Below are 25,003 nucleotides of genomic sequence, written 5' to 3' on the forward strand. Positions count from 1 at the left end.
TCATGTAACAGATTCTCAGGGGTTGCCACATTTAACGTTGACGGTTTATGCGTGCAGAGCCGAAAGGTACCATTCACCAGCCACAGTTAAGGCTTATCTCAGGCATCTTATGGCTTTTTTTTCCTGGGCTGGACAGGATGAAACAGTGAAACGCCAGCATTGGGATTTGCTGGGCAACAGTAGTCAGGTCCGTGCTGTGCTCGAACATTTCCTGACAACCCAACTGCACTGTACTTTATTTTTCGCACGCGATTTGTCAGGAGAAGATATTCGCAAGGTACAGGTTACTTGGGGAAAAGCCCACCGGATTAATCATCTGTTAGCTGCGCTGCGATCTTTTTATCAGTTGCTCATCTCGATGCAGCTGTATTCCCATCTTCACCCTCTTGATTTACCCCAAGCCAAAAATATGATTGCCGAAATCCGGCTACAGCATCTTGATGACTTTGTGAGAATACACCAGAGACCGCCGATGCCATCAGACAGTGGCATTGACCATTGGCGTCCTCTCAGACTGAGCTCTTCGTATTACAGAATTAAAGATAATCAATGGATCCCGGAGTATCTGGACGATCCGGAACTCATGGAGCATGTGCTGGCCTCAGGCGAACAGTGTGGCTGGAAGCTACAGGATATAGCGTTCGTGAGAATACTTTTCGATACGGGCTGCAGAATACACGAGGCCTGCGCGCTGACCATGCATGACTGGAAGGTCAGCGGTTTTCGCAACATGTTCATGTCGCTGAGTAAAGGCAGTCGTGGGAAGCGGGTCAAGAATATCATCATCACGGATAAAACGCTGAAGGTGCTGCTGCGCTATATCAGAAATGACAGGCCTGAACTGCTGCCATATCTCAACGGGCGCACCGCTTTACCTCCCGAAAATGTTCACCAGCTTCCGCTTTTCTGTACAAAAAGAGGTCATCCAATGACAGCGGACAACTTTAGACGTTACCGATGGACGCCTGTACTGGCCGCTGCCGGACTTAAGATACGCACCCACCAGGTTCGACACTGGTTTGTCACGATGGCACTGAACGAGATCCACCATAGCGCCGTTTCAGAGGCTGATCTTCTGCAGAAACGCAGCGCCCTGCAGGTATTAATGGGATGGAGATCCGATATGTTGCCAGCTTATGATCAAGCCCGACAGCGTCATGATTTGCCTTTGCTGGCAAGTGCAATACACACGTACATCGAAGACAAGCAGTTGGAGGCTCAGGCTGCTTGTGATGTGCCCGATGACAAGGAAAGTCTGGGCTCGCTGATGCTGAAAGAAATGCTGGAGGGTAAACTATGAGCGTTGATACTCAACCTGCTGCACGACGCAGCCATACATTATTTTCTGAACTTACCCAGCGTGAAGAACGGGGAAACTGGTTCAGGATTGAAGATTTACCGGGCTCCCGTACCGGGCGGCCTGCACTGAAAAGAGCGTTGATGCCTTACATTGATAATGTTATGGCTCAGCTGCTTGGTACTATGCCGATGAGCGATCAGTCGTTTCTTGGATGGGAGCAGAAATACCTGACATTTGATTTTTTCATCCGAAGCAGTAGCTATGCACTGGAGATTAAATACCGGTACATTATTTATTGTATTGAGGACGGACTCAGAAATAACAATAAAGAGTATATGTTAAAAATAAAAAAGCAGTGTTGCGCAGAAGATAAAGATATTTTCAACATTGTTGAAAGAATTAAGACCAAGGAGCCCATTACCGAATTCTCTGCATTCTCGAGCTCAATTCCATTCCTGTCTCAGGATGAGCGTAAAAAGGTTATTTACAAATTATATGACTTTTATAAAATGCAGGCCGAGCCCTTTAAAACCTCAGAAATATCAGAACAATTCGGCATAGATTTGCATATCATTTCTAGGTATGGACGCTGTTACGTTAGCGAACTGGCTGATCTTCTCCTTGACGAAGATGTTTCTGATGATTTAGCCTACTTTGAATGGAACAGAACGGTAACGACCTTCAAGTACTCACTGCAAAATACAGCAAGATCAAAAGAAATTGGCGAGAAAAAAGTGGTTCTTGCCATTGATTACTTAAGCCGGAATAACCGTGAAGTGACATATTCAGAAATAACCACCATAGTCTGCCTTGACCACAGGCTAGTTAAAAGAGTGGTAGATCAATGGGAAAAGTGCACTGATACCAAATTGGTGAAAAAAGATGCCTGGAAGACAATCTCTCTGGATGAGCTCATCGCCACACTCGACCCGGTTCTTCAGACAATACCGCTGACGTTTCTGGACTCGCCTGCAACAGGTAAACCAATGACCAATGCACAGATACGTATGATTTACGAGATTAAGCAACCGGGTCTGAGAAACACGGCATTTTTTATCATGGCGACCTGTTACAGTAACAGAAGAAATGACATTACTTTTTTTTATTACATGCCCCGGTTTCTTAACGCAACTGGCCTGGATGACATAGGCCAGTTTGACTGTGATACCTTTTTTGAGGCGTATCATCAAGGTGACCTTATCCCGGAAGACAATATAGGACAGAGGGCTAGAATAATTCAGACGTATTTTCGGTTACTCGTTAAGCAAAGCGATTATTTCAGCAAACTTAACACAGACCAGCGAGAAAAGTTTGCCCCCTTTGCACTGCCGCGCGTGTCCGACGATTTATTCTGGAAAAAATCCACCCTGCACAGAGCTGTCTCACAGGAACAAAAAAACAAAAGAAAGTCTAAAACAGCCGTCCTGCACCAGAAGTTTTATTTTCTTCGCGATTTTGTGGAAAGAAGGAAGTTGCAGATCAACAGGCTACATCAGGAGATACAAAAGGCGTTTAAGATATTTGAAAAGTCGGAGAAAAAGACGCCGCTGCTTTTTGAGTATACAGAATCTGTTGTCATGGAAAACAGAGGCGAACAGGCATATACGCACAGGTTTAAAGTCTGGGACGCAAAGCTATTGAGGCAGGCACATGAGCATGTCGCTGAAGCCAGAACATATCGATATCGTGATGCTAATCCGCATCATACTATTCACGACTCGGATGTAAAATTCACTACTTATGAGGGAAGCTACGATAAACATCACCAGCCCGTTGAAGGGCTGTGGTTCACTGAACTGATCACGCTTGCCGCGCTCACAGGCACTCCTTCGGCTGAAATCACTGACCGATACGGGGTTTCAAAGACGTCTTTTCAGGGCCCCATCACCACTCCCTACGGATATACAGCCAGCCGGTGGCAATACCTGTTGAGTAAAGAGTTAGGGCTGATATTTATTCCTGTTGAAATTTTGATGGTCGATGCTCTGTTGGCGCATTCTGTTGTTCAAATTATGTCAAAAACCGGGGCCAGAGCACATGAGTTTTTGCAGATAAGGTTAGTCCCAGAGCATCTTTATCGGATAAATCTGGCAGAAAATAAAGAGTGCATTTTATTTAACGCGGTTCCCAAAGGGAGATTAAAAGAGGAGCCTTTTTATATTGATAATAAGTGTATGGAAAGTCTTTATGAATGGTGGGGTTACCAAAGAAGCAGAGCGCAGACTTTTCCCGTTATTAAAGCAGCAGCATGCCTGGGACCAAAATTAAAACCCGCGAGTTACCTCTGGCAAAACGATGAAAGACATTTTACACAGAAAGACATTAACGGCGCACTTTCCGTTATGCTCCATGGGCTTTCCTTGAAAACGCCCACCGGACAATCTATAAAAGTCACTAGCCATCTGCTCAGACATAGCTTTGCAACAGAGATGCGTACACTGAATACGCCACTGGACGTACTGGCTTTGTTGATGAAGCAAAAAGATGTCAACGTTACAGAATATTATGCCAGGCATACACCCTCTCAGTTGGTCGAACTGCAGCAGCAAATTTTCACTCAGCGACATGACTTTTCCAGGCAACATATCCGCACGAAAGGCGATATTGCTCAGCAACTGACAGAGGCTGTCGGTAAGGTTGGAGCACTGATCCCTGTTACGGGAGGATGTTGTACGATTGCGAATGCGTGCCCGGCCAAGTTTGCCTGTATTGGCTGTGCAGGGAATGCCCCCGATCCCGCCAGACGCGATGACGTCCTTGTTTACAGAGATGCCTGGGTAAAGATGGCTGAGCTGGCCGGGCAACAGAATCTGCCGGCGGAAAAGAGAAAAGCTCACGAAATTATTGGCAGCTGTGACGACATGCTGGAAGAAATGGATTTGATTGAGCAGGTCGATACCATCAGGCGTAACCTGCAGTCCTCATCCTGACGCACAAAAGGTTGGCGGTATGACAAATAAAAATATGAGCGGTATTCATGCCTGGCAACGCAATCGCGTTGAAAACAGTGCGTCATTGGTTAAACGTGCGATTGATGTGCTCCTGTCAGGGGGGCTAAGAATCAGCCTGACGACAGTTGTTCTGGCTTCAAAAAGCGTAGATCCTACGGGAAAAGGCGTATCTGCTTCAACCATCTTGCGGAACAGGCAATGCCATGCGATGTACAAAAAACATGCAACACTGAGCGGCAGTAGCCAGAAAAAACGTACCATTTCGGACACTGAACTTAATGATCCAACAGCGTCAGAATTACGGAGAGCTTATCTTCTTGCGAGTAAGAGCAAAACAGCCCTGATTGCGAAGGTTATTTTGCTTGAACGTGAGCTTGAAAACTGTGAAATACAGAATATCACCCTGCGAGAGAAAATACTGTCACTACAGCTACCGCACCTGTAAGGCCAGTATTCATTTTCATTTAGCGACAGGCAGATCTGAATAGCGCGTAGTGTAAGCCGGTGACAGCATCTCACGTTTCATTGCCCAGGGCTTCTGGATGCCCTGACCCGCAAACCAGACCTTCCCATTCCCTGACGCGTTAATGCCGTCGATTACCGTCATGAGTGCCGCGCTATTAGCTTTCGGGGCGAAATTGTCAAACAAATTAAGCTGTGCTGTGCCGCGACTAAAAAAGTCAGCCAGCATGACACCCGCTTTCATGTAACGGTAACCTTCGACCCATATTCGATCCAGTGATTCTATCGCGGCACGAATGATGTCACGCGTATCATCAGAAGGTGCCAGTAATTTCACCGACGATTGATTTCCATAGTAAACTTCATTATCTGCGTGCGGGCTGGTGCGTAGAAAAACGCTAACAAAAGCACAAAACTGATGTTCACTACGTAATTTTGCTGCAGCGCGCTCTGCATAGGTGCAGACAGCCTGACGCATATCGGCATACTCGGTAATACGATACCCAAAAGAGCGGCTGCACATAATCTGTTGCTTATTTGGCGGGAATTCCTCAAGCTCCAGACACGGTTCACCACGCAGTTCACGCAACGTTCTTTCCAGAACAACGTTGAAATGCTTTTTGATTACCCACGGTGAGCTATTGGCTAAGTCCAGCGCTGTACTGATCCCCATAGCGTTCAGTTTTTTACTTATGTGCCTTCCTACCCCCCATACCTCCTCTACAGGTACGCGCTCTAACAGCTTGCGCTGACGTGATATGTCGGATAAATCAACCACACCTCCCGTTCCAGGCCATCTTTTTGCTGCGTAATTTGCTAATTTTGCTAACGTTTTGGTTTGCGAAGCGCCGACCCCGATCGTGAGCCCGGTATTTTTAAACACCTGGTTTCGCACGGTTTTGCCAAAATCTGTCAGCGACATGCAGTTGGCTACGCCCGATAAGTCGATAAAGGCTTCATCGATTGAATAGATCTCGATGGATGGCGACATCTCCGTCAGCGTCTGCATAACCCGTGCACTGAGGTCGGCATAAAGGGCATAGTTTGAGCTGAATATGTGCACTGCAGAGGGGAATGTCTTATTTTTCAATTTAAAAAATGGTTCTCCCATCGTGATGCCGAGCGCTTTTGCCTCTGCTGAACGCGAAATTACGCAGCCGTCGTTGTTAGAGACCACCACCACGGGTTTTCCCTTTAAATCCGGGCGGAACACTGTTTCACAGGACGTATAAAAGCTGTTGACGTCGGCCAGAGCAAACATCGTCATTGATGTGACTTCACTGAAAATGTCACTACGCCAAATATTTCCAGATCTTCTGGATGATGAAACGTAATGGGTGAGTAATTGCTATTGTGCGGTACTAGTTGTAAGACCGGATGAGTTCGTAGCTCCTTGACAGTAAACTCGCCGGCGACAGCAGCAATCACAATATCGCCATGGCTTGCAGACAGAGAACGGTCAATTACCAGAAGGTCACCATCCCCAATTCCAGCCCCTGTCATGGAGTCGCCGCTTACTTTAATAAAATACGTGGCGCTAGGATGGGCTATCAAAAGCGTATTGAGATTCAGCCTATCTTCAACATAGTCTTGCGCGGGGCTGGGAAAGCCACAAGGTACCCGTTCCGTAAAGAGAGGAAGAGGGATAGAGGGGGCAATCTCAAAGGGATAAAAAATCTTCATAATGAGAGACTCAATTTGACTGTGTTTATATACAGTATCACTGAGGTTTTAGCACGTTCAACCTTCTTCTAGCAGTTTTCTGGAACCGTTTGAAGTTGGGAGTAATTTAGATTTACCGTATGAGTCGTAAGGTGAGATTGTAGAAATCCACTACAAGTTTTTTGGTCCGCTGAGAGCGAGAAGCGGACCCTGAAATCAGGGCCCGCCTGTTTTTATCTGAGCATCAGCAGAGGCTGGTTGCTATCAGACAACATCTCTGTTGTGTTGCTGCCGATAAAGAACCTGCGTAGTCGTGAATGCCCATATGCCCCCATGACCATAAGATCAATTTCGTTTTCCTCGGCATAGCGGCACAGTGCCTGAGTCACGGTGTCGGCTTTAAGCAGACTTGCCTGACTGGTTATGCCAGCTCTTTGCAACAAAGAGTGAGCTGCCTCAAGCAATTCTGATTTTCCATTCACCATCACCAGGTGGCAGGCCAGGTTCAAAAATAACGGACTTACAGAAAGTCGACGCAAATTTTCCAGACTCGCTTCACTTCCGTCATAGGCGAACATAACACGTGAAGGAACCGAGAAGGTTTCGGGTACAATTAACACAGGATTTTTTTGCAGACGAATAACATTCTCAATATGGCTCCCGACCGGATTGGATGCCCCCCGGCGCCCCAGCACCATAAGACGCGTATCCCCCAGTTCAGCCAAAATCCCGTCCAGCGTGCCATGTTTTTGTAATTGCTGTGGTGCCGGTAATCCCGCCTTTGTCAGCAGTTCAGCACAGTTTTTCAGGATGGCTTTACCCTGCGTCATCAATAATCGGTTACGTTCACCCTCAAGGCGAACCAGCTCATCTGTAAAATGCTCCCGACTGTCTAAGCCAATGGTTCCTGTCAGGTCCGAAACCAAAGGCTGGTCACTTTTTTCCAGGACATGAAGCAGGGCCACCGATATCTTCAGCGCGGAGGCAGCCCAGGCCGCATATTCGCAGACTGCCTTTGTTGATGACGAGCCATCCACACAGGCAACAACGGTGTTGTTCATTTCATGACTTTCGGACATTAATGACCTCCCATTAATTTATCAACTTCTTCGGGTTTATCATGCACACCAAACCGGTCAACAATGGTACGGGTGGCATCATTCATCCCGCGTATCTCAACCTCAGCTCCCTCTCTGCGGAACTTAATAACCACCTTGTCCAAGGCACTCACCGAAGTGATGTCCCAGAAATGGGCGTGTGAAACATCTATCGTCACATTCTCAATCGCCTCACGGAAATCAAAGTGGCTGGTAAAGCGATCTGCTGATGCAAAGAATACCTGGCCGGTGACGGTATAAGTTCGACTCGTCCCTTCCGGAACTGAGGTTACACGCATGAAACGGGATACTTTCGTAGCAAAGTTGAGCGAAGCAATTAGTACACCGGTCAGCACGCCGAAGGCCAGATTATGTGTTGCCACCACAACTGCGACGGTGGCAAGCATAACCACGCTGGTTGAAAGGGGGTGTGTACGCAGGTTTGTAATGGAGCGCCAGGAGAATGTCCCGATGGAAACCATAATCATCACTGCGACTAGCGCCGCCATCGGGATTTGTGATACCCAGTCGCGCAGGAACACAATCAGGCAAAGCAGCACCACGCCAGCTGTGAGGGTTGAAAGCCGTCCACGACCACCGGATTTTACGTTGATAACGGATTGCCCAATCATCGCGCAGCCTGCCATTCCTCCGATAAAGGATGTGCAAATATTCGCGATACCCTGCGCTTTACACTCCCGGTTTTTGTCGCTTGGCGTGTCGGTCATGTCATCCACAATCGTGGCGGTCATCATCGACTCAAGCAGGCCAACCACCGCAAGCCCAGCAGAATAAGGCAGTATGATGAGCAGCGTATGGAGATTTAAAGGCACGTCAGGAACCAGAAAGACCGGCAGGCTGTCGGGGAGTTTCCCCATATCGCCGACGGTTCGCACATCCAGATGCAGCCACATGGCTATGACGGTCAGCACCACGATGCACACAAGCGGTGAAGGAATGGTTTTGTTGATATAGGGGAAGAGATAGATGATTCCCAGCCCTGCCGCAGTCATGGCATAAACATGCCATGTAACGTTGGTCAGCTCAGGTAACTGGGCCATAAAAATCAGTATTGCCAGTGCATTAACAAATCCCGTGACCACTGAGCGTGAAACAAAGCGCATCAATCCACCGAGCTTCAGGTAACCGGCTATCAGCTGGAATATACCGGTCAGTATGGAAGCTGCCAGTAAATACTGTAAGCCATGATCTTTCACCAGCGTCACCATCAGTAGCGCCATTGCACCGGTAGATGAAGAAATCATCGCCGGACGCCCGCCAAAGAAGGCCATAACGAGAGGAATACAGAACGCCGAGTAGAGACCCACCTGGGGATCGACACCGGCAATAATGGAAAAGGCGATCGCTTCTGGAATGAGTGCGAGCGCGACAACAACACCGGCCAGAACGTCACCACGGACGTTACCCAGCCAGTCCTTACGCGTCGAGGACAGCAACATAGTAATTTCTCAGTTTTTAGGTACAGTCAGCCCAGGAGGGCAACAATTTTACGTACGATAAAGCACACCCGCAGACGGGATGTTAATGAGTGCGTGCTGAGGCTCGCTCAGTACGACGGAGGAAGGAAAAACTCAGGGTGGCGTAATACGCATAACGGTTATCAGATTCTCCATAGCAGGTGGGTATTGCCTGTCAGTTGCCAGGGACAACTGAGAAACATAGGGCCTGAACTCAATCCAAAGCCGACAATACTATAAACTAACCACAGACAGGGTCAAACCTGGAACAACTTCTGTAAGGGCCATAAGCCATTTCTTGATTAATTGTACTTTTGATAATGTCCGCTTCTGGCACTGAGCGGTCAATCTAACAGGGCTGAAGTTCCGCTGTGAGCGAAAAGCGGACCTTGTCAGGTGAAAGATACCCATTATCTACTCTGGGAGATGGAACTGTAACAAACAAATGGAAGCCTGCGCGTGCCACAGGTAGATCTGAAATCCGTTCGCGCTCCCTATATACTGTGAGCATCCTTTTCCTGTTAACACATGAGGAACTCATGTTCTTTAAATCCCTGTTGGCGGTCATCGTTGGAGGGGCTGTTGGATGCGTGATTCGCTGGCTTCTGGCCGTGCGACTAAATACTCTTTTCCCAAACCTTCCGCCTGGTACCCTTATCGTCAATCTCACTGGCGGCTTTATTATCGGAGCTGCGATGGCCTGGTTTTTACGCCATCCACATATCGACCCCGTATGGAAACTGCTTATCACCACCGGACTTTGCGGAGGAATGACCACATTTTCGACTTTTTCAGCGGAAGTGTTTACATTACTTCAGTCAGGTAACTATTTCTGGGCGTTTGCATCCATGCTTATTCATGTAACAGGCGCAGTTATGATGACTGCTGCAGGCTTTTATCTCGTCACAATTGCAGGGTAATAATTATATTTCGGTAGAACGGAATGCGTTCCATTGAAAATGCCGCACAATTGTGCGGCTCATTCGCCCGAGCTCACACGTTTTTAGAGAGCATCTTACGGTTCGTGTGAACGGCCATAACGATACCAAAACTGGCCATCAGAACAATAAGCGCAGACCCACCGTAGCTTACCAGCGGCAGGGGAACACCTACGACGGGCAGGATACCGCTGACCATACCGATATTCACAAATACATAGACGAACAGTATTAACATTGCACTACCGGCCATAACGCGGCCAAAAACTGTTTGTGCCTGAGAGGCTATCCATAATCCACGTATAATCAGTGCCAGATACAGCGCAACCAGTATCAACACTCCCATCATCCCCAGTTCCTCCGCCAGCACAGCGAAAATAAAATCTGTATGCCTTTCCGGAAGAAAGTCGAGTTGGGACTGGGTTCCATGCAGCCACCCCTTTCCGTGAAGTCCACCTGAACCTATCGCTATCTTGGACTGGATTATGTGGTACCCCGCGCCCAGCGGGTCGGATTCTGGATCAAGAAGCATTAATACTCTTCTCCGCTGGTAATCGTGCATGAGGAAATACCATAACACTGGCAGAAACGCTCCGAGTGCCGCAAACGCCCCTGCAATCAACTTCCAGTTTAGTCCTGCCAGAAAGAGAACGAACAGGCCTGACAACGCGACCAGTATAGATGTTCCCATATCAGGTTGAATGGCTATCAGTAGAGTCGGAAATAGTATCAATAGTAAGGCCAGCACTGTGTTTTTCATGCCTGGCGGGCTGGTATCCCGGTTGATGAAGCGGGCAACCATTAGTGGTACTGCTATCTTGGCTATTTCTGAAGGCTGAAACCTGACAAAACCCAGGTCCAGCCAGCGTTGCGCTCCTTTAGATATCGCGCCAAAAGCATCTACTGCTATCAGCAACAAAATGCAGATCGTATAGAGGGCAGGTGCCCAGTTCTCATATAGCCTGGGTGGAATCCTTGCCATAACGATAAGAACGAAAAGACCCGCAATTATCTGTCCTGACTTACGGATCATCATTCCTTCATTCTGGCCACTGGCGCTCCAGATGACCATTTCGCTGTAGCAAAGCAGGGCAAGGATAAGGAGCATAAATACCGGGTCAATATGTAGTTTGTCCCACAGCGATTTACGCGGAGTATCAGAGGTCATAGTGATTACCTGAAAATAAAATGTCCGGCTGATGTGTAAGGGGCCGGACTATAAAATACAAAACGTAATGAGGCCACTCTGGTGGGATTGCTGCAAACTGTAAATTAGAGTGCAGAAAACTGAAGAATCAGGCGGCACAAAACAGTGAGCAGTAACCCGGTCATAACCAGAACTGACAGAAAAGCAGTCATGGCTCTTCTTCTAAAAAGCACCTTCTGGGAAAGGGGTAACTGAGTGGTGGATTTTACAGGGTTCATGGCGAAGTATCCTGAGTATCGGGAAGGTTAAACTTTGATCCACTCATAGAGGGCAAACAGGAGATACCTGTCTCAGCCCTCAGTGAGGCTGCAACATTAATCGTTAGCGGCTTTAATTAATCAGTCGTATGAAATTAATCCTTCAACATCCCACGAAAAACATAAACGTAACCTCAACAGCTGCCTGTTAGTCCTTGTTCTGTTAAGAAAACACAACGAAGAGCGCTCTTTACGGTTCTTTACCTGTGCGGATGAGAGACAGGATGATTTCGTGATAAAATATAAAGCGGTCTTATGTGTTACTAACTCCCTAATATATAAGATTAATTTGTATGAAATGAAACCATTGCAGCCTGTCACCTCCTTTTTTGCCAGGCTGCAATGGTTTAACTGGTTTCAATACTTTTTTACATATCTTTGGGAGGTATGAATGTCGAAGCATCCTTCAGGAAGGACCGGTAGGGTCATTAAGCCTGTTTCAGATTTCTTTAGTTCGCCCATAGCGGGGGGGGTCGTGCTGATCCTTGCCTCTCTCGCGGCCATCATAGTAGCCAATTCTCCATTGCGTGCAGGGTACGAGACTTTACTGGATACCAAAGCCGTTGGGTTGTCAGTAGAGCACTGGATAAATGACGCACTGATGGCGGCCTTTTTTATGATGGTCGGTCTGGAAATCAAACGGGAATTACTGATCGGGCAGCTGTCAACCTGGAGTCAGCGTGCGCTGCCGGGTTTTGCGGCAATAGGGGGAATGGTCGTTCCCGCCCTGATTTATGTCGGACTTAACCGCGCTCATCCCGATACGCTTGCTGGCTGGGCAATACCTGCTGCAACCGACATTGCATTTGCTCTTGGCGTGTTAGCGCTTCTGGGAAGTCGTGTCCCCCCATCCCTGAAAATATTTTTGTCTGCACTGGCGATTCTTGATGATATGGGCGCAGTGACCATTATTGCCCTCTTCTACACCAGCGACATCTCACTGGTAATGTTGGGTGCTGCCGCGGTTATGGTTGCGCTTCTGATTCTACTCAATCGCACCGGCGTAACCCGGTTACTTCCCTACATTCTGGCAGGGGCATTACTCTGGTTCTTCATGTTACAGTCCGGCGTGCATGCTACCATCGCAGGCATTCTGCTGGCTTTTAGTATTCCGTTAAGAACAAATGACAGAGATGGCAGAGTGCCACTCGACAGACTTGAACACATTATCAATCCCTGGGTCACCTTCCTGATCCTTCCTTTGTTTGGATTCGCTAATGCGGGCGTCGCGCTTTCGGGAATGACAATGGATGACCTGCTTTCCTCCGTCCCGGTTGGCGTTGCTATGGGGCTCTTTCTTGGTAAACAGGTGGGGGTTTTTGGTCTGTCCCTGCTTGCTGTTAAACTTGGCATCGCCTCCCGACCTGAAAACAGTAACTGGATACAGGTATATGGCGTATCCGTGCTTTGCGGGATTGGCTTTACGATGAGCCTGTTTATCGGAAATCTTGCTTTCGCCGGGAATGAGTTGCTGATCGACGAGGTGAAAGTAGGCGTTCTGGCGGGATCTCTTCTGGCCGTGATTACAGGTATGTTAATTCTGCGTTTCAGCAGCTCCCCTACATCAAGGTAGCTTTCAGGCGTTTGAACGACACAGGGTCTGTGTCGTTCAAATGTCATCATTCCGGTTGTTCATCACTACTTGCAACTGTAATAATTTCTGGCGGTGGTTAAGACTCTCGGATCCTGCGGCAGATTGCTATTTGTGTTGTCTTTCATTGTTAAGGCCTTGGGCTACTAATGGCGGGGAAAACCAATCCATTCTTTTCCTGATTCGTAATGCTCGAGTTTTTGTCCGCTTATGGCACTAAGCGGATGGGTGTGAAAAACTGCAAGGTCTGCTTTGAGCGAAGAGCGGACGCCTGCATCAAGTAAACAGGTGCCCGCTAATATGAAGTGAATAGATTACTTAACCCGCCTCCCCGTTTCGTCAGTGACCTTTTCACCATCCTCTTTCGTGAATGCTCCTTGCTGAGGCTCCGGCAGTATATCCAGTACGACTTCGGAAGGTCTGCACAGGCGGGTTCCAAGAGGAGTCACGACGATGGGACGGTTAATTAAAATGGGGTGTTCGAGCATAAAACCAATCAGTTGCTCATCGCTGAATGTCTCTTCTGAAAGTCCTAATTGCTCGTAAGGCTCCACATTTTTACGCAACAGACCACGGACTGTGATCCCCATATCTGCAATAAGTTTAACCAGTTCATCGTGAGCCGGGGGCGTTTCAAGGTAATAAATAATGCTGGGCTCATTGCCACTGTTGCGGATCATTTCCAGCGTATTACGTGACGTGCCACAGGCCGGGTTGTGATAGATGGTTATGTTGCTCATATCAGTATCTCATTACAAAGTGACAGAGAGCCGCAGCGCCAGCGCGGCCAGAGTGACAAACAGCACAGGCAGGGTCATGATGATACCCGTGCGGAAGTAATACCCCCAGCTGATGGTCATATTTTTTTGCGACAGGACGTGCAGCCACAACAGGGTCGCCAGACTGCCTATTGGCGTGATTTTGGGGCCTAAATCGCAGCCAATCACGTTGGCGTAAATCATCGCTTCCTTGATGACGCCGGACGCCATGCTTCCGTCAATCGACAGTGCTCCAACAAGAACGGTTGGCATATTGTTCATGACTGATGACAGGAATGCAGTCAGGAAACCCGTGCCAAACGTTGCCGCCAGCAGTCCCTTATCCGCCAGCACATTCAGAACCCCGGAAAGGTACTCCGTTAAGCCAGCATTGCGCAGACCGTAGACCACCAGGTACATACCCAGTGAGAACACAACGATCTGCCACGGCGCACCGCGCAGCACTTTTCCGGTATTAATGGCATGACCCTTTTTCGCAACGGCGAACAGCACTGCAGCGCCGACGGCTGCAATAGCGCTGACGGGGATCCCCATAGGCTCAAGCACAAAGAACCCGGCAAGCAACAGAACCAGAACAACCCAACCGGCTTTGAAAGTTGCGGGATCTTTAATCGCACTGGCAGGTGCTTTCAGTAGAGTGACGTTGTAGGTCGCAGGAATATCCCGGCGGAAAAACAGATGCAGCATACCCAGAGTGGCGGCGATGGCAGCAATATCAACGGGAAGCATGACGGATGCGTATTCCGTAAAGCCAAGCTGGAAGAAGTCAGCAGAGACGATGTTCACCAGGTTCGACACGATAAGCGGCAGGCTGGCGGTATCGGCAATAAACCCGGCGGCCATGACAAAGGCCAGCGTTGTCTGTTTGCTGAACCCCAGCGCGAGCAACATGGCGATGACGATGGGGGTCAGGATAAGCGCAGCACCATCGTTAGCAAACAGTGCCGCTACAGCTGCACCCAACAGGACAATCCAGGTAAACAACAGACGACCACGTCCGTTGCCCCAACGGGAGACATGCAGCGCAGCCCATTCGAAAAAACCCGACTCATCGAGCAGTAGACTGATGATAATTACCGCGATAAAGGTCGCGGTTGCGTTCCAGACTATATTCCAGACCACCGGAATATCACCCATATGGATAACACCAAATACCAAGGCCAGCGCAGCACCAATGCTTGCGCTCCAGCCAATACTGAGTCCCCCGGGTTGCCAGATAACCAGGATCAGTGTCAGCAAAAATATACTCCCTGCCAGTAACATTTCCGACTCCATTATATATGATTAAAAGAATGTGTTCGATTCATCTCAGCAGGATGATGCCGCTGATTTATCCAGCCACTGACGAACGTCTTCCCGCAGGCAGTGCCAGGATGTCGTGATGGTTTCTGCTGCCCATGCGGGCATATGTGGAGAAAGTCGGTAATGGACCCATTTCCCTTCCCGACGGTCCAGAACGAGCTCAGAATCCCGCAGAATTGCCATATGCCGGGAAACTTTGGGCTGCGACTCGGAGGTGGCCCCGCAAAGGTCACACACGCACATCTCGCCCGATTCCCTGAGAAGCATCACGATAGCCAGACGGGTTTCGTCTGACAGAATTTTGAAAAGCTGAACAGGCTGTAGCATTTTCGCTTCCGGTAAATTTAGAATACACATATGATAAAACATATATATTGATTTGAACATTATCGATTTTTGAGAGGAAGAAAAAATGGATCAGTTTCCAGCCCTGAATGCTGAGTGTTTCGACAGGCAGATCGCTGAGCGGCTTCAGCATCCGACACCACCACGTATCCTGATTCTGTATGGGTCAGTACGTCAACGTTCATACAGCCGTTTTGCTGCCGAGGAAGCAGGTCGATTGCTCATTGCTATGGGTGCTGAGGTCAAAACATTTAACCCGTCCGGCTTGCCTCTGCCTGATGATGCACCAGAAACTCACCCTAAAGTGACGGAGCTGCGCGAACTGGTGAGATGGTGTGATGGCATGGTCTGGAGTTCCCCGGAACGCCACGGGGCGATGAGCGCAATAATGAAGGCGCAAATTGACTGGATCCCTTTGTCAGAGGGCGCTGTTCGTCCTTCCCAGGGAAAAACGCTGGCGGTCATGCAGGTATGTGGCGGTTCTCAGTCCTTCAATGCCGTCAATCAGATGCGGATTCTGGGACGCTGGATGCGCATGTTCACCATCCCGAATCAGTCTTCCGTGGCGAAAGCCTGGCAGGAATTTGATGAAAACGGGCGAATGAAACCATCATCCTGGTATGACCGCATCGTGGATGTGGCAGAAGAGCTGTTCAAAAGCACGCTGCTGCTGAAAGGTCATACGGAGTACCTTGCCGATCGTTACAGCGAACGCAAAGAAAGCCATCAGGAACTGTCAGCCCGCGTCAATCAGGAGAAAATATAGAGTTCCTTGTATCGTGAACCCATCCTGAGTGAACTCAACAACGTCAGCTCCTGGAAAAAAGATGCCCGAGGTAGATGTTCCATCTGCTATGAGCCGTGAGCGAGGAACGGACATCTTTGTCTATAACAGGCAGCATGCTTTAACGATATATAGCATTTTGACTACATAATCTAACCAGTCGGGAAGATATACCGTGCGAAAAATTGCATTCGAAAAGTTTTGTATTCTTACAACTTTTAGCGTTAGGATGTGAGGAGTTGCCCGCCTTTGGGTTGCTACTTACCAAAAATACCAAAGCGGGGTGCTACCCCCGCTTTTTTTGTATCTGACTCTTTTCCTTCAACCGAAGCGGCAACCGCTAATCATTTGCTCTTCATTGATAAGACTCACAGCGATGCTGCAGCACAACATAAGCTGATAGCACATGAGGAAAGCTTACTTTCAGTAGGCCTCAAATGAAAATATATTGATCACTGTATAACGCCAGCGTCTTGGTTGGGGCGATACCGACACCAACCAGCAGATGCGTGCGCTGCAGCAGCGTGCGGCGAATCTCCATGCCGAAATCGGTCAGATCCCGGCAATGACGTACCCCCGTCAGATCGCAAAACGCTTCATCGATACTGTATATTTCCACGCGCGGCGTCAGCTCTTCCAGCGTGGTCATTACCCGGTTAGACATATCGGCGTACAGTTCGTAGTTGCTGCTGAAGCAGACGACGCCATAGCGACGAAACAGATCTTTTTGCTTAAAGTAGGGATCGCCCATTTTCACGCCCAGCCGCTTTGCTTCTGCGCTTCGGGCGATGACGCAACCATCGTTGTTTGATAACACGGCCACTGGCTTACCTTTCAGATCCGGCCGGAAGGCGGTTTCGCAGGATGCGTAAAAGGAATTCACATCCACCAGCGCAAACATGATTACTTTGTCGCTTTGATGATGTGCGTAACCACGCCGAAAATATCCAGCGTATCCTCACTGCTCACGCGGATAGGCGACCAGGCGCTGTTCATCGGGTTTAACTGCACCGTGGGCCGCAGCTGTAGCTGCTTTACCGTAAACTCCCCTTCAACTGCCGCAATCACAATGTCACCATGCGTCGCCTGAAGCGCGCTGTCCACCACCAGCAAATCCCCGTCGCCAATACCGCCCTCAATCATCGAGTCGCCAGCGGCGCGGACAAAATAAGTTGAACTGGGATGCTGAATAAGCAGTTCGTTAAGGTCGATCCGTTGTTCCACATAATCTTGCGCGGGAGAGGGAAATCCGCACTGAACGATATCGGCAAAAAGCGGAGTCGTTACAATCTGGCGCAAGTCAACGGGTCTGTAGAACATCATCATCACACATCCATATATTTACTGTATTTATATACAGTAGATTTAAACAAAGGCGAGATCAAGCGGCGAACAGCGCGTGTTGGCGGGCGTTAAACTGCAGCATGTTGATTTTATTTATTTACGGGGAGAAAAAAATTTTGTGCGGCTCATTCGAATGATTATAAAAGCGCCAACTGAAAACCCGTCGGCATGCGACGGGTTCACAGGATTTAATGATGCAGCATTTCATCCACCACGGCCTGGGCCTTAAGCTGGTAAGGATAATAGGTTGGCCAGTTATCCATCTCTTCCAGCAGCGCCTGCTGTGAGGTATTGCCCATAAAGATATGGAAATGGCTCGACTTGCGCGGAGCGATGATATGATCGCTAAACTGCACATATTTCGGCGCGTTGCTGTTCGCCTCTTTGCACTCAAACAGATAACGGACGCCTTTCTTACCCGAGGTATAGGTGAGGATCTTGTGTCCAGCATAGTCATATTTACAGGAGGCGACCTGATCGCCGGTATGGAACTCCATCACGCCGTTTTCAATACCGATCGTTTCGACATCCGTTGCATATCCTTTGCGGTAATACGCTTTTATTTCCTCTGCTGATTTACGCTTATCTTTCTCTGCTTTCTGCGTAAACACCGGATCCAGTTCGCCGCTGACCAGATACGGGTAAACGGATTGCCACATACCGTCCCAGTCGGTCAACGCCCTGTCCCGAACGTTTTTATCGTCGAATACGCCTTCGGCCGCTTTCTGTTCCACCTCTGTCAGCGGAGCGCCATGTGAATGGTGACCGTGTGCGAAGGCATAACCGCTCGCCAGCAGCATTCCCAGAAACAGCGATAGTTTTTTAAAACGAATAACCACAATTGCACCCTCAGTTCATCCATAAAGATGCAATGTTATATTATAACAAAAGAAGATATTCAACTGTCCCGATGAAAACAACGAGGAAAAGCAGACCGAAAATCAACGGCCACCGCGCGGGTGGCCAATGGCAGGAGGCTGTCAGGCAGCCATCTTCAGGCAGGCGTCGGCGCACGCATTGCAGGCCTGGGCGCACGCCTGACAGTGTTGGTGCTCATGTCGGGCACATTCCTCGGCGCAGGCTTTGCACAGGTCCACGCAAAGACGACACGCCTGACTGAGATAATCGCTGTCCAGGGCCATAAATTGCGCCGCCAGACGGCACATTGCGGCACACTGGGTATCCAGACGGATACACGCTCTCATCATATCGATATCTTGTTCATTCAGGCATGACGCAGCACAGTGATCGCATGCTGCCGCACACGCATAACACATATCAATACATTCACGGTGTTCTTGCTGCATAACTCACTCCTTATTTTTGTCAGAGGAGTAGATAAGTCTGCACAAAATTTCCCACCTCGCCAGGCGGTAAGGCGCATTCACTTTTTTCCGAATAGCAGAATCCTTTTCCATTTCGTGTCGGCAATCACATATTCCACGCCCCGTTGTCCAGAACTTTGATCGGGTCACTTTTTCTACAAAAACCGGATTCGGTATGATGGAGGCGGACATAAAAAACAGGAGGTAATACTATGTATCGTTCTGTTCTGGTTCCAATTGATATCTCTGAATCCGATCTGACCCGCCAGCTCATCCCCCAGGTTGAGGCGCACACCAAAGCGGCAAAAGTCCACTTCCTGGCGGTGATCCCGTCAGTCCCCTTCTATGCTTCCATGGGGCTTGCCTACTCCGGCGAATTACCAGACAGGAACGGTTTACAGGCCAAAGCCTTGCAGAAGCTGGAAGAGATCGTGAAGCAATTCACTATCCCTGAAGGCAGAGTGCAAACGCACGTGGTGTATGGTCCACCTAAAGATCAAATCCTGAAGGTGGCGGAGGCGGTGAGCGCCGATCTGGTGATTATTGCCTCGCACCAGCCAGGCATCTCAACCTATCTGCTGGGCTCAACCGCTGCGGCCGTGGTTCGCCACGCGCACTGCCCGGTGTTAGTGGTACGCTGATCCCCGAACGGGAGTCCGCTGGCTCCCGTTTATTCTGCCTTTACAATCCAGTCCCGAAAGATTTCCATTGCCGGGGTCACTGGCTTCGATTTCAGGTGCGTGAGCCAGTAGCTGCCCATATCGACTTCATTAGCAAAAGGACGCACAAGCTGCCCGCTCGCCAGCTCACGGCTGAACATTTTTGCCGGAACCAGTGCCGCGCCGCCGCTCTGGATGACCGTTTCAACCATCAGGCGCGATGAGTCGAACATTGCGCCATTGATTCGCTCAGCGCTAACCCCTGCCGCCGCAAACCAGGCATCCCACTCATCTGCCCGGTAAGAGCGTAAAAGATTCTCTTGCAGGAGATCGGCGGGATGCGACAGTCGTTGCGCGGTATTGGGCGAACAGAGCACCGTCAGCGGCGCCTCGCACAGCATTTCGTTATGGGTGGCGGGCCACTGACCGCTACCAAAGCGGATGGCGAAATCCAGCCCTTCTGCGGCCAGGTTTACCACGTTGTTATTGGTGCGCAAACGCAGATCGACAAACGGATGCGCTTGCCGGAATTGTTCAATGCGCGGTAGCAGCCAGCCAACAGCGAAAGTCCCAACCGCCGCGACGGTGAGCACCTCACGGTATTCTCCTCCTTCAAACTGGCGGAAAATGGTGTCGATTTGCCCAAACGCATCGGTCAGCACCGCAAACAGCGCCTGCGCCTCATCCGTCATCTCCAGCCCTCTGGGCAGACGCTTGAACAGCACCCGGTTCAGGCGATCTTCAAGTATTCGTACCTGTTGGCTGACCGCCGCCTGCGTTACGCAAAGTTCAAGCGCGGCGCGCGTAAAGCTCAAATGACGGGCGGAAGCTTCAAAGGCGCGTAGCGCATTGAGAGGAAGATGAGAACGCATCGAAAAGACTCATAAGATTTTCTTTTGTCCAGGGTAAATTCTTCTCGCTTGTTAAGCAAGCGCTGAATGGAGATAGTGCATCACGCCGGCAACCGGGAAACATTTTATTTTTATTGATGTCTCTGGCCTGGATATTTCTGCACCAAAAACAAAAGTGTCCTTATTTACCCATTCAATGACGATTAAGAAGGTTTTGTATGCTTAAAGAACGGTTTCGCCAGACGGTATTTATCGCTGCCGCTGTTATGCCCTTCATTTTTAGTAGCACTTCACTGCATGCGCAGGCGACGTCAGACGTGCAGCAGGTTCAGAAAAAGCTGGCGGCGCTGGAAAAGCAATCTGGCGGACGCCTGGGCGTGGCGCTGATTAATACTGCGGATAATTCGCAGGTGCTGTACCGCGCAGACGAGCGTTTTGCGATGTGCAGCACCAGTAAGGTCATGACCGCCGCCGCGGTATTAAAACAGAGTGAAACCCATGACGGTATTTTGCAGCAAAAAATGACCATTAAAAAAGCCGATCTGACCAACTGGAATCCCGTAACAGAGAAATATGTGGGTAATACGATGACATTAGCTGAGCTAAGCGCAGCGACGTTACAGTACAGCGATAATACCGCCATGAATAAACTGCTGGCGCATCTTGGCGGCCCCGGCAACGTCACGGCGTTTGCACGTTCCATTGGCGACACGACGTTTCGTCTCGATCGCAAAGAGCCGGAATTAAACACCGCCATTCCCGGCGATGAGCGCGACACAACATCGCCGCTGGCCATGGCCAAAAGTCTGCGTAAACTCACGCTGGGCGACGCGCTGGCAGGTCCCCAGCGCGCGCAGCTTGTCGACTGGCTGAAAGGCAACACCACCGGGGGCCAGAGCATTCGTGCCGGCCTTCCTGCACACTGGGTGGTGGGCGATAAAACCGGGGCGGGTGATTACGGCACCACGAATGACATCGCGGTGATCTGGCCGGAAGACCGCGCCCCGCTGGTGCTGGTAACCTATTTCACACAGCCACGGCAGGATGCGAAATGGCGTAAAGATGTCCTGGCCGCGGCGGCGAAAATTGTGACGGAAGGAAAGTAATTTCTCTGAACAGAACCCTGCGCAGACACCTGACGGTGTCTGTGCGGAAAACAGCGCTTCGCTGGAAAATTGGTCTACACTAAAAAATGTGTGAATTCACTCTCACCAATCAACCTAACAAGGATGCGCGATATGAAAAAAATTGCTTTCGCTACCACACTGCTTGTCTCAGCCTTCTCTTTCAGCGCCATTGCCGCTGACCAGGTTTCAAAAGAAGAAGTTGATCATTTTAAACTGGAAAAAGTGGGGACGGTAAACGTTTCGCAGAGCGGCGGAGCCATCTCCTCACCAAGCGATCTGCGTGAAGAACTGTCGAAACTGACGGATGAAAAAGGCGCCAAATATTATCACATCGTCGCTGCCCGTCAGCATGGCCCGAATTTTGAAGCGGTCGCCGACATTTATAAAGATGCGAAAAAATAAGTCCGTAGTGAACAGTATTCACCCGCTGGTCTGACAAAAGAAAAAGGCCCGGACAAATGTCCAGGCCTTTAAAATTTGGGCCGCCATCGAGGCCTCGAACCCCGTTCCCTACAACAAAAGTCGTTCGCTCTTCCAGATGAGCTAATGGCGGTTAGCCGTTTATCATTATCTGATTGAGAATTTACTCATCAGTGATAACGGGCTGAATAATACATAACTCAAATTAACCCTGCAAGAGCTAAAGTCCTTTTGAAACGCCTTTAATTCACTGTTTGCTTATTATTTGCGCGCCGATAGCAAATCAAAAGCGCATCCGTATCCCAACAACACCCTGAATGGGTTCCTCAATATGGCGACCCTGTCGGTAATTCATTTCACCATACAGCGTGGCGGTGCGAGTTACGTCGGCAGACAGACCCAGGCCATACTTACCGGAGGTACCGTTAAGATTATTATCAAAACGATTCACATTATTGATTACCGTGCGATTCGATTTTGCTAATTCCTGTTCAACCTCAACCTGAATGTATGGCGCAATAACAGTGTCATGGCTGGAAAAATGGCCTCCCGTGCGTATACCCATCCCGGCAATAAGAGAACGCGCCGCGCCTGTCTTCGCCCTCATCCCGTTTGACAAACGAATATCCGCATCATTAATTTGCGTCCCGGTAAGGCGAAAAAATGGCTCAACGGTGATGGTATCATCCGGCTGGAAAAGTATTCCGCTTTCAGTCGCGGCGCTCAGACCATATTGATGCCATTCTCCCGTTGCATTACCGCCATTGGTCATACGCACCCTGAGGTTATTATTTAATCTATTCGCTTTAACCACGCCATCAATATAAACGCCGTTGTGATGATACCAGGTGGCGTAGCCGCCAATACCGTAACTGTCCACATGGCTTTTTCCGCCCCGGGCGTGCAGGACATGATTTTTGGTCAGCGTGATAAACGCGCCGCTAACAAGCGTTCCATCCTGATATTCCGCCATTCGGTCTCCGCCCAGTTCCAAACCGTTTTGGTGCAGCGTATATTCAGCACCGCTACTGACCGAAACGTGGCTCTTTTTACCCAGATAATGGCCCCAGACATTCCCCTCGCCCGCCTTTCGCTCACGGCCTGAGTGATTACGGTAACTGCGCAGGCCGTCCATTTCTGAACGCATAACATTCAGGCCGACGGTCGCCAGGCTCAGGACTGCATCCGTAGAGGGGGTCGTAATCAGCGAACCGCCGCCATTGCCATTGTTATTCCCATTATCTCCTTCGCTGCCGCCGTCGCCCTCGTTGCCCTCGTTATCTTCATTATCTTCATCGCCTTCGTTACCTTCATTGCCATCGGTCATCGCGCCGAGATACCAGACATTGCCGCTGTAGCCATCCTTATTCTGTTGATGATACAGCGTATAAAGATACGTACCGCCATCAATCGCGGCTGAGCGATGATAATTAGCGCTCACCAGAGAAAATTCCGCTTCACCGCGTTGATCGTGAATAAGATTCACCGTAAGGTCCCTGTCGTCGGCGATTTCATGCCCCGAGTCAAAAACCATGATAGTAAAGCTGCCAGCGCCCTGACCTATCTCGACAAAATTCGCGTTCTTTTTAGCCAGCGATGAATTAAATAAAAAGTGACCTGAGCCGCTAAGATTATCAATGGTCAGAGCCGCATATTCGCCGTAACTGTCGAGCAGAAAACTTACGTTTCCTCCCTGGAGAGTGAGATTGCCGACATAAGCCGGGTCCAGATCCGCGGTGTCGTTATCAATGTCGGTAATGTACAGCGTACCGGCTAGCGTGATGTTATCGGCTACCGCACCGGCATCCATATAGACGCCTCCCGCCTGCCCGACATTCATAAAACCGGTCGCGCGTGCGCCATCATATAAATAAGAACGACCGCCATTGATTGTGGTGTCATTAATAATGGCATTATTCGCCACCGACTGGATCCCGGCGTCAATCCTCGTTCTGTCCGCATAACCTTCGCTATAAACGATCTGATGGCCGCCGTTAATATGCGTGTCTTCGGCCTGCGAGCCGAAATAAATATACTGGCGCGACGTATCATTAAGCTGCGTTTTTTTCGCCGTGGAGGCGGAAAAGTAAACATACTGAACGCTGTTATCATTCAGTATCGTATTTTCCACGAAGCCCGGCGCCCAGGTCTGGAATTGAAGCGTCTGAACACTGTTTCCGTTGAGAGTGGTATTCACCGCCAAACCACCGGTAAGCTGCTGACGAGCCGTTCCGTTAAGGGTTGTACCTTCTGCAACCGCATTTAAGCCAGAAATATACTGCGCGCCGTGATTAATCGTGGTGTCTGTCACCCGCGCGCTGTCACTCAGGTATTGTGAAGAGCCTTCCTCTATCGTTGTGTTTTTTGCATGCGCGTTATCCTTGAGCCATTGCTGCCCGCCGTTATTGAGCTGAGTGCCGGTGATTAGCGCATTTTCATAACCATACTGGCGTCCGCCGCTCCCCTGAACAACGGTATCCACCGCTTCAGAATAAACGTTTTGCGTACCATTGCTGTTGATAATCGTCCCCCTGGCAACGGCGTTATCTCTGACATTTTCAAAACCTTTATCGTTAAGAACCGTACCGTAAGACGTGGCGTTATCCTGTAATTCTAAAACACCACTACTTTTTTGCGGAACAGACATTTCGACAACAATATTTTTTACGACAGCATCTCCATTGTATATTACTGTCTCGCCAGAAATGAGGCAGTTAATATTACAACGCTCATTCGTCGTTTCTGTTTCTACAGGAATTAATGATACCGCCCCGACAGCGGGCGACAACACCGCAAAACCGCAGGCCAGCGTAGAGGCAACAACATGATGAATAAGAGTGCTTACGGAGGTATTTGCTGACCATCCTTGTGTGCTCATTTAATTTCTCACTTCAGGGACGCCACGGCAAAACCTGATATAACAACAGTAAACCAGACGTATCCTTTCATTAAAAGACAATTGACCTGCTGCGCATAATCACGCACGGGAGGGAATAAAAACCAATGACAGGCTTAAATCAAACGCGTCCATCTAAACACAGATAATGTAAACCAACAGTAAACCGGGACCTGCGCAACAAGGCAAAATAATACGGAAATTCCTTATTAACACAGCAACATTTCT

General features: G+C 49.3%; 22 protein-coding genes, 1 tRNA gene and 1 pseudogene. 9 read left to right on the forward strand and 15 right to left on the reverse strand.

From position 1 onward, the window contains the following. The first annotated feature begins 109 nt into the window (after positions 1-109). From JY391_RS12550 to JY391_RS12560, 3 genes are read left to right on the forward strand one after another with little or no spacing between them, the layout of a single operon-like run. A complete protein-coding gene (locus JY391_RS12550; RefSeq protein WP_229264047.1) occupies positions 110-1,300 on the forward strand; it encodes a tyrosine-type recombinase/integrase in 1,191 nt (396 codons plus the stop codon). Then, positions 1,297-4,230 carry a site-specific integrase gene (locus tag JY391_RS12555; protein WP_130979154.1) on the forward strand — a complete coding sequence of 978 codons (2,934 nt, stop codon included), beginning with the start codon at positions 1,297-1,299 and terminating at the stop codon, positions 4,228-4,230. Before JY391_RS12550 ends, JY391_RS12555 begins: the two co-directional genes overlap by 4 nt. A 19-nt stretch (positions 4,231-4,249) precedes the next feature. After that, positions 4,250-4,696 (forward strand): hypothetical protein, encoded by a 447-nt coding sequence (locus tag JY391_RS12560; protein ID WP_130979152.1) that lies wholly within the window; start codon positions 4,250-4,252, stop codon positions 4,694-4,696. Positions 4,697-4,711: 15 nt separating this feature from the next. Here JY391_RS12560 and umuC read toward each other — a convergent pair whose 3' ends face one another. The 4 genes from umuC to JY391_RS12580 form a co-directional block, all read right to left on the reverse strand. Further along, the gene (umuC, locus tag JY391_RS12565; RefSeq protein ID WP_130979161.1) at positions 4,712-5,974 is read right to left on the reverse strand and encodes a translesion error-prone DNA polymerase V subunit UmuC; all 1,263 of its coding nucleotides are present in this window, start codon (positions 5,972-5,974) and stop codon (positions 4,712-4,714) included. 2 nt (positions 5,975-5,976) lie between these two features. Then, the gene (gene umuD, locus JY391_RS12570; protein WP_130979150.1) at positions 5,977-6,396 is read right to left on the reverse strand and encodes a translesion error-prone DNA polymerase V autoproteolytic subunit; all 420 of its coding nucleotides are present in this window, start codon (positions 6,394-6,396) and stop codon (positions 5,977-5,979) included. Positions 6,397-6,608: 212 nt separating this feature from the next. Further along, complete coding sequence (locus JY391_RS12575; RefSeq protein WP_130979159.1) at positions 6,609-7,436, reverse strand: universal stress protein; 828 nt, start codon at positions 7,434-7,436, stop codon at positions 6,609-6,611. A gap of 17 nt (positions 7,437-7,453) precedes the next feature. Further along, positions 7,454-8,932: a SulP family inorganic anion transporter gene (locus JY391_RS12580; RefSeq protein WP_211934405.1), complete on the reverse strand. Its 1,479-nt coding sequence runs from the start codon at positions 8,930-8,932 to the stop codon at positions 7,454-7,456. A 557-nt stretch (positions 8,933-9,489) separates the two neighbouring features. Here JY391_RS12580 and crcB point away from each other — a divergent pair. After that, positions 9,490-9,870, forward strand: a complete 381-nt coding sequence (crcB, locus tag JY391_RS12585) for a fluoride efflux transporter CrcB (protein ID WP_130979146.1) — start codon at positions 9,490-9,492, stop codon at positions 9,868-9,870. A 73-nt stretch (positions 9,871-9,943) separates the two neighbouring features. On the opposite strand, the gene mrdB is transcribed toward crcB, so the two are convergent. Continuing rightward, positions 9,944-11,056 (reverse strand): peptidoglycan glycosyltransferase MrdB, encoded by a 1,113-nt coding sequence (gene mrdB / locus JY391_RS12590; RefSeq protein WP_130979144.1) that lies wholly within the window; start codon positions 11,054-11,056, stop codon positions 9,944-9,946. Between the two features lie 687 nt (positions 11,057-11,743). Here mrdB and nhaA point away from each other — a divergent pair. Continuing rightward, positions 11,744-12,925, forward strand: a complete 1,182-nt coding sequence (nhaA, locus tag JY391_RS12595) for a Na+/H+ antiporter NhaA (RefSeq protein WP_130979142.1) — start codon at positions 11,744-11,746, stop codon at positions 12,923-12,925. A gap of 332 nt (positions 12,926-13,257) precedes the next feature. On the opposite strand, the gene arsC is transcribed toward nhaA, so the two are convergent. From arsC to arsR, 3 genes are read right to left on the reverse strand one after another with little or no spacing between them, the layout of a single operon-like run. After that, positions 13,258-13,683 carry a glutaredoxin-dependent arsenate reductase gene (arsC, locus tag JY391_RS12600; RefSeq protein WP_130979140.1) on the reverse strand — a complete coding sequence of 142 codons (426 nt, stop codon included), beginning with the start codon at positions 13,681-13,683 and terminating at the stop codon, positions 13,258-13,260. Positions 13,684-13,695: 12 nt separating this feature from the next. Further along, positions 13,696-14,985, reverse strand: a complete 1,290-nt coding sequence (gene arsB / locus JY391_RS12605) for an arsenite efflux transporter membrane subunit ArsB (RefSeq protein WP_130979137.1) — start codon at positions 14,983-14,985, stop codon at positions 13,696-13,698. Positions 14,986-15,030: 45 nt separating this feature from the next. Further along, the gene (gene arsR, locus JY391_RS12610; RefSeq protein WP_130979135.1) at positions 15,031-15,351 is read right to left on the reverse strand and encodes an As(III)-sensing metalloregulatory transcriptional repressor ArsR; all 321 of its coding nucleotides are present in this window, start codon (positions 15,349-15,351) and stop codon (positions 15,031-15,033) included. Between the two features lie 85 nt (positions 15,352-15,436). Between arsR and arsH the strand changes: the two genes are divergently transcribed. Then, on the forward strand, positions 15,437-16,135 hold the full coding sequence (arsH, locus tag JY391_RS12615; RefSeq protein ID WP_130979134.1) for an arsenic resistance NADPH-dependent reductase ArsH: 699 nt from the start codon (positions 15,437-15,439) through the stop codon (positions 16,133-16,135). A 481-nt stretch (positions 16,136-16,616) separates the two neighbouring features. Here the strand turns inward: arsH and JY391_RS12620 are convergent. The 4 genes and pseudogenes from JY391_RS12620 to JY391_RS12635 all read right to left on the reverse strand — a co-directional run. Then, positions 16,617-17,054, reverse strand: a pseudogene (locus JY391_RS12620) (Y-family DNA polymerase); the annotation flags it as partial. 2 nt (positions 17,055-17,056) lie between these two features. After that, positions 17,057-17,476, reverse strand: coding sequence for a translesion error-prone DNA polymerase V autoproteolytic subunit (locus JY391_RS12625; RefSeq protein ID WP_042287741.1), 420 nt, complete (start codon positions 17,474-17,476; stop codon positions 17,057-17,059). A gap of 209 nt (positions 17,477-17,685) precedes the next feature. Then, positions 17,686-18,297 carry a metal-binding protein ZinT gene (gene zinT, locus JY391_RS12630; protein ID WP_229264112.1) on the reverse strand — a complete coding sequence of 204 codons (612 nt, stop codon included), beginning with the start codon at positions 18,295-18,297 and terminating at the stop codon, positions 17,686-17,688. Between the two features lie 180 nt (positions 18,298-18,477). Beyond that, complete coding sequence (locus tag JY391_RS12635; protein ID WP_042287626.1) at positions 18,478-18,804, reverse strand: four-helix bundle copper-binding protein; 327 nt, start codon at positions 18,802-18,804, stop codon at positions 18,478-18,480. Positions 18,805-19,034: 230 nt separating this feature from the next. On the opposite strand from JY391_RS12635, the gene uspF reads away from it, so the two are divergent. Next, positions 19,035-19,463 carry a universal stress protein UspF gene (gene uspF, locus JY391_RS12640; RefSeq protein WP_042287629.1) on the forward strand — a complete coding sequence of 143 codons (429 nt, stop codon included), beginning with the start codon at positions 19,035-19,037 and terminating at the stop codon, positions 19,461-19,463. A 29-nt stretch (positions 19,464-19,492) separates the two neighbouring features. On the opposite strand, the gene sedR is transcribed toward uspF, so the two are convergent. Continuing rightward, positions 19,493-20,353: a beta-lactamase transcriptional regulator SedR gene (gene sedR, locus JY391_RS12645; RefSeq protein ID WP_200033057.1), complete on the reverse strand. Its 861-nt coding sequence runs from the start codon at positions 20,351-20,353 to the stop codon at positions 19,493-19,495. 197 nt (positions 20,354-20,550) lie between these two features. Here sedR and blaSED point away from each other — a divergent pair, with 197 nt between their 5' ends. Both blaSED and JY391_RS12655 read left to right on the forward strand, forming a co-directional pair. Continuing rightward, complete coding sequence (gene blaSED, locus JY391_RS12650; protein ID WP_199957371.1) at positions 20,551-21,438, forward strand: SED family class A beta-lactamase; 888 nt, start codon at positions 20,551-20,553, stop codon at positions 21,436-21,438. A 132-nt stretch (positions 21,439-21,570) separates the two neighbouring features. Next, entirely contained in the window at positions 21,571-21,861 is a 291-nt protein-coding gene (locus tag JY391_RS12655; protein WP_042287633.1) for a YdgH/BhsA/McbA family protein, read from the forward strand. 76 nt (positions 21,862-21,937) lie between these two features. Here the strand turns inward: JY391_RS12655 and JY391_RS12660 are convergent. Both JY391_RS12660 and JY391_RS12665 read right to left on the reverse strand, forming a co-directional pair. Then, positions 21,938-22,012, reverse strand: a tRNA-OTHER gene (locus tag JY391_RS12660). 150 nt (positions 22,013-22,162) lie between these two features. Continuing rightward, positions 22,163-24,526, reverse strand: coding sequence for an autotransporter outer membrane beta-barrel domain-containing protein (locus JY391_RS12665; protein WP_211934406.1), 2,364 nt, complete (start codon positions 24,524-24,526; stop codon positions 22,163-22,165). Between the last annotated feature and the right edge of the window lie 477 nt (positions 24,527-25,003).

This window comes from Citrobacter sedlakii (genome assembly GCF_018128425.1).
GTDB lineage: Bacteria > Pseudomonadota > Gammaproteobacteria > Enterobacterales > Enterobacteriaceae > Citrobacter_A > Citrobacter_A sedlakii.

Bases quoted from the DNA above. Each gene is read 5' to 3' on its own strand.
- crcB (WP_130979146.1), top strand. From the start codon at position 9,490: ATGTTCTTTAAATCCCTGTTGGCGGTCATCGTTGGAGGGGCTGTTGGA.
- sedR (WP_200033057.1), bottom strand. From the start codon at position 20,353: ATGCGTTCTCATCTTCCTCTCAATGCGCTACGCGCCTTTGAAGCTTCC.
- JY391_RS12555 (WP_130979154.1), top strand. From the start codon at position 1,297: ATGAGCGTTGATACTCAACCTGCTGCACGACGCAGCCATACATTATTT.
- mrdB (WP_130979144.1), bottom strand. From the start codon at position 11,056: ATGACCTCTGATACTCCGCGTAAATCGCTGTGGGACAAACTACATATT.
- arsC (WP_130979140.1), bottom strand. From the start codon at position 13,683: ATGAGCAACATAACCATCTATCACAACCCGGCCTGTGGCACGTCACGT.
- JY391_RS12665 (WP_211934406.1), bottom strand. From the start codon at position 24,526: ATGTCTGTTCCGCAAAAAAGTAGTGGTGTTTTAGAATTACAGGATAAC.
- JY391_RS12635 (WP_042287626.1), bottom strand. From the start codon at position 18,804: ATGCAGCAAGAACACCGTGAATGTATTGATATGTGTTATGCGTGTGCG.
- JY391_RS12560 (WP_130979152.1), top strand. From the start codon at position 4,250: ATGACAAATAAAAATATGAGCGGTATTCATGCCTGGCAACGCAATCGC.
- arsB (WP_130979137.1), bottom strand. From the start codon at position 14,985: ATGTTACTGGCAGGGAGTATATTTTTGCTGACACTGATCCTGGTTATC.
- JY391_RS12575 (WP_130979159.1), bottom strand. From the start codon at position 7,436: ATGAACAACACCGTTGTTGCCTGTGTGGATGGCTCGTCATCAACAAAG.
- JY391_RS12655 (WP_042287633.1), top strand. From the start codon at position 21,571: ATGAAAAAAATTGCTTTCGCTACCACACTGCTTGTCTCAGCCTTCTCT.
- JY391_RS12580 (WP_211934405.1), bottom strand. From the start codon at position 8,932: ATGTTGCTGTCCTCGACGCGTAAGGACTGGCTGGGTAACGTCCGTGGT.
- JY391_RS12625 (WP_042287741.1), bottom strand. From the start codon at position 17,476: ATGATGTTCTACAGACCCGTTGACTTGCGCCAGATTGTAACGACTCCG.
- umuC (WP_130979161.1), bottom strand. From the start codon at position 5,974: ATGTTTGCTCTGGCCGACGTCAACAGCTTTTATACGTCCTGTGAAACA.
- zinT (WP_229264112.1), bottom strand. From the start codon at position 18,297: ATGCTGCTGGCGAGCGGTTATGCCTTCGCACACGGTCACCATTCACAT.
- arsH (WP_130979134.1), top strand. From the start codon at position 15,437: ATGGATCAGTTTCCAGCCCTGAATGCTGAGTGTTTCGACAGGCAGATC.
- blaSED (WP_199957371.1), top strand. From the start codon at position 20,551: ATGCTTAAAGAACGGTTTCGCCAGACGGTATTTATCGCTGCCGCTGTT.
- uspF (WP_042287629.1), top strand. From the start codon at position 19,035: ATGTATCGTTCTGTTCTGGTTCCAATTGATATCTCTGAATCCGATCTG.
- arsR (WP_130979135.1), bottom strand. From the start codon at position 15,351: ATGCTACAGCCTGTTCAGCTTTTCAAAATTCTGTCAGACGAAACCCGT.
- JY391_RS12550 (WP_229264047.1), top strand. From the start codon at position 110: ATGGCTTTTTTTTCCTGGGCTGGACAGGATGAAACAGTGAAACGCCAG.
- umuD (WP_130979150.1), bottom strand. From the start codon at position 6,396: ATGAAGATTTTTTATCCCTTTGAGATTGCCCCCTCTATCCCTCTTCCT.
- nhaA (WP_130979142.1), top strand. From the start codon at position 11,744: ATGTCGAAGCATCCTTCAGGAAGGACCGGTAGGGTCATTAAGCCTGTT.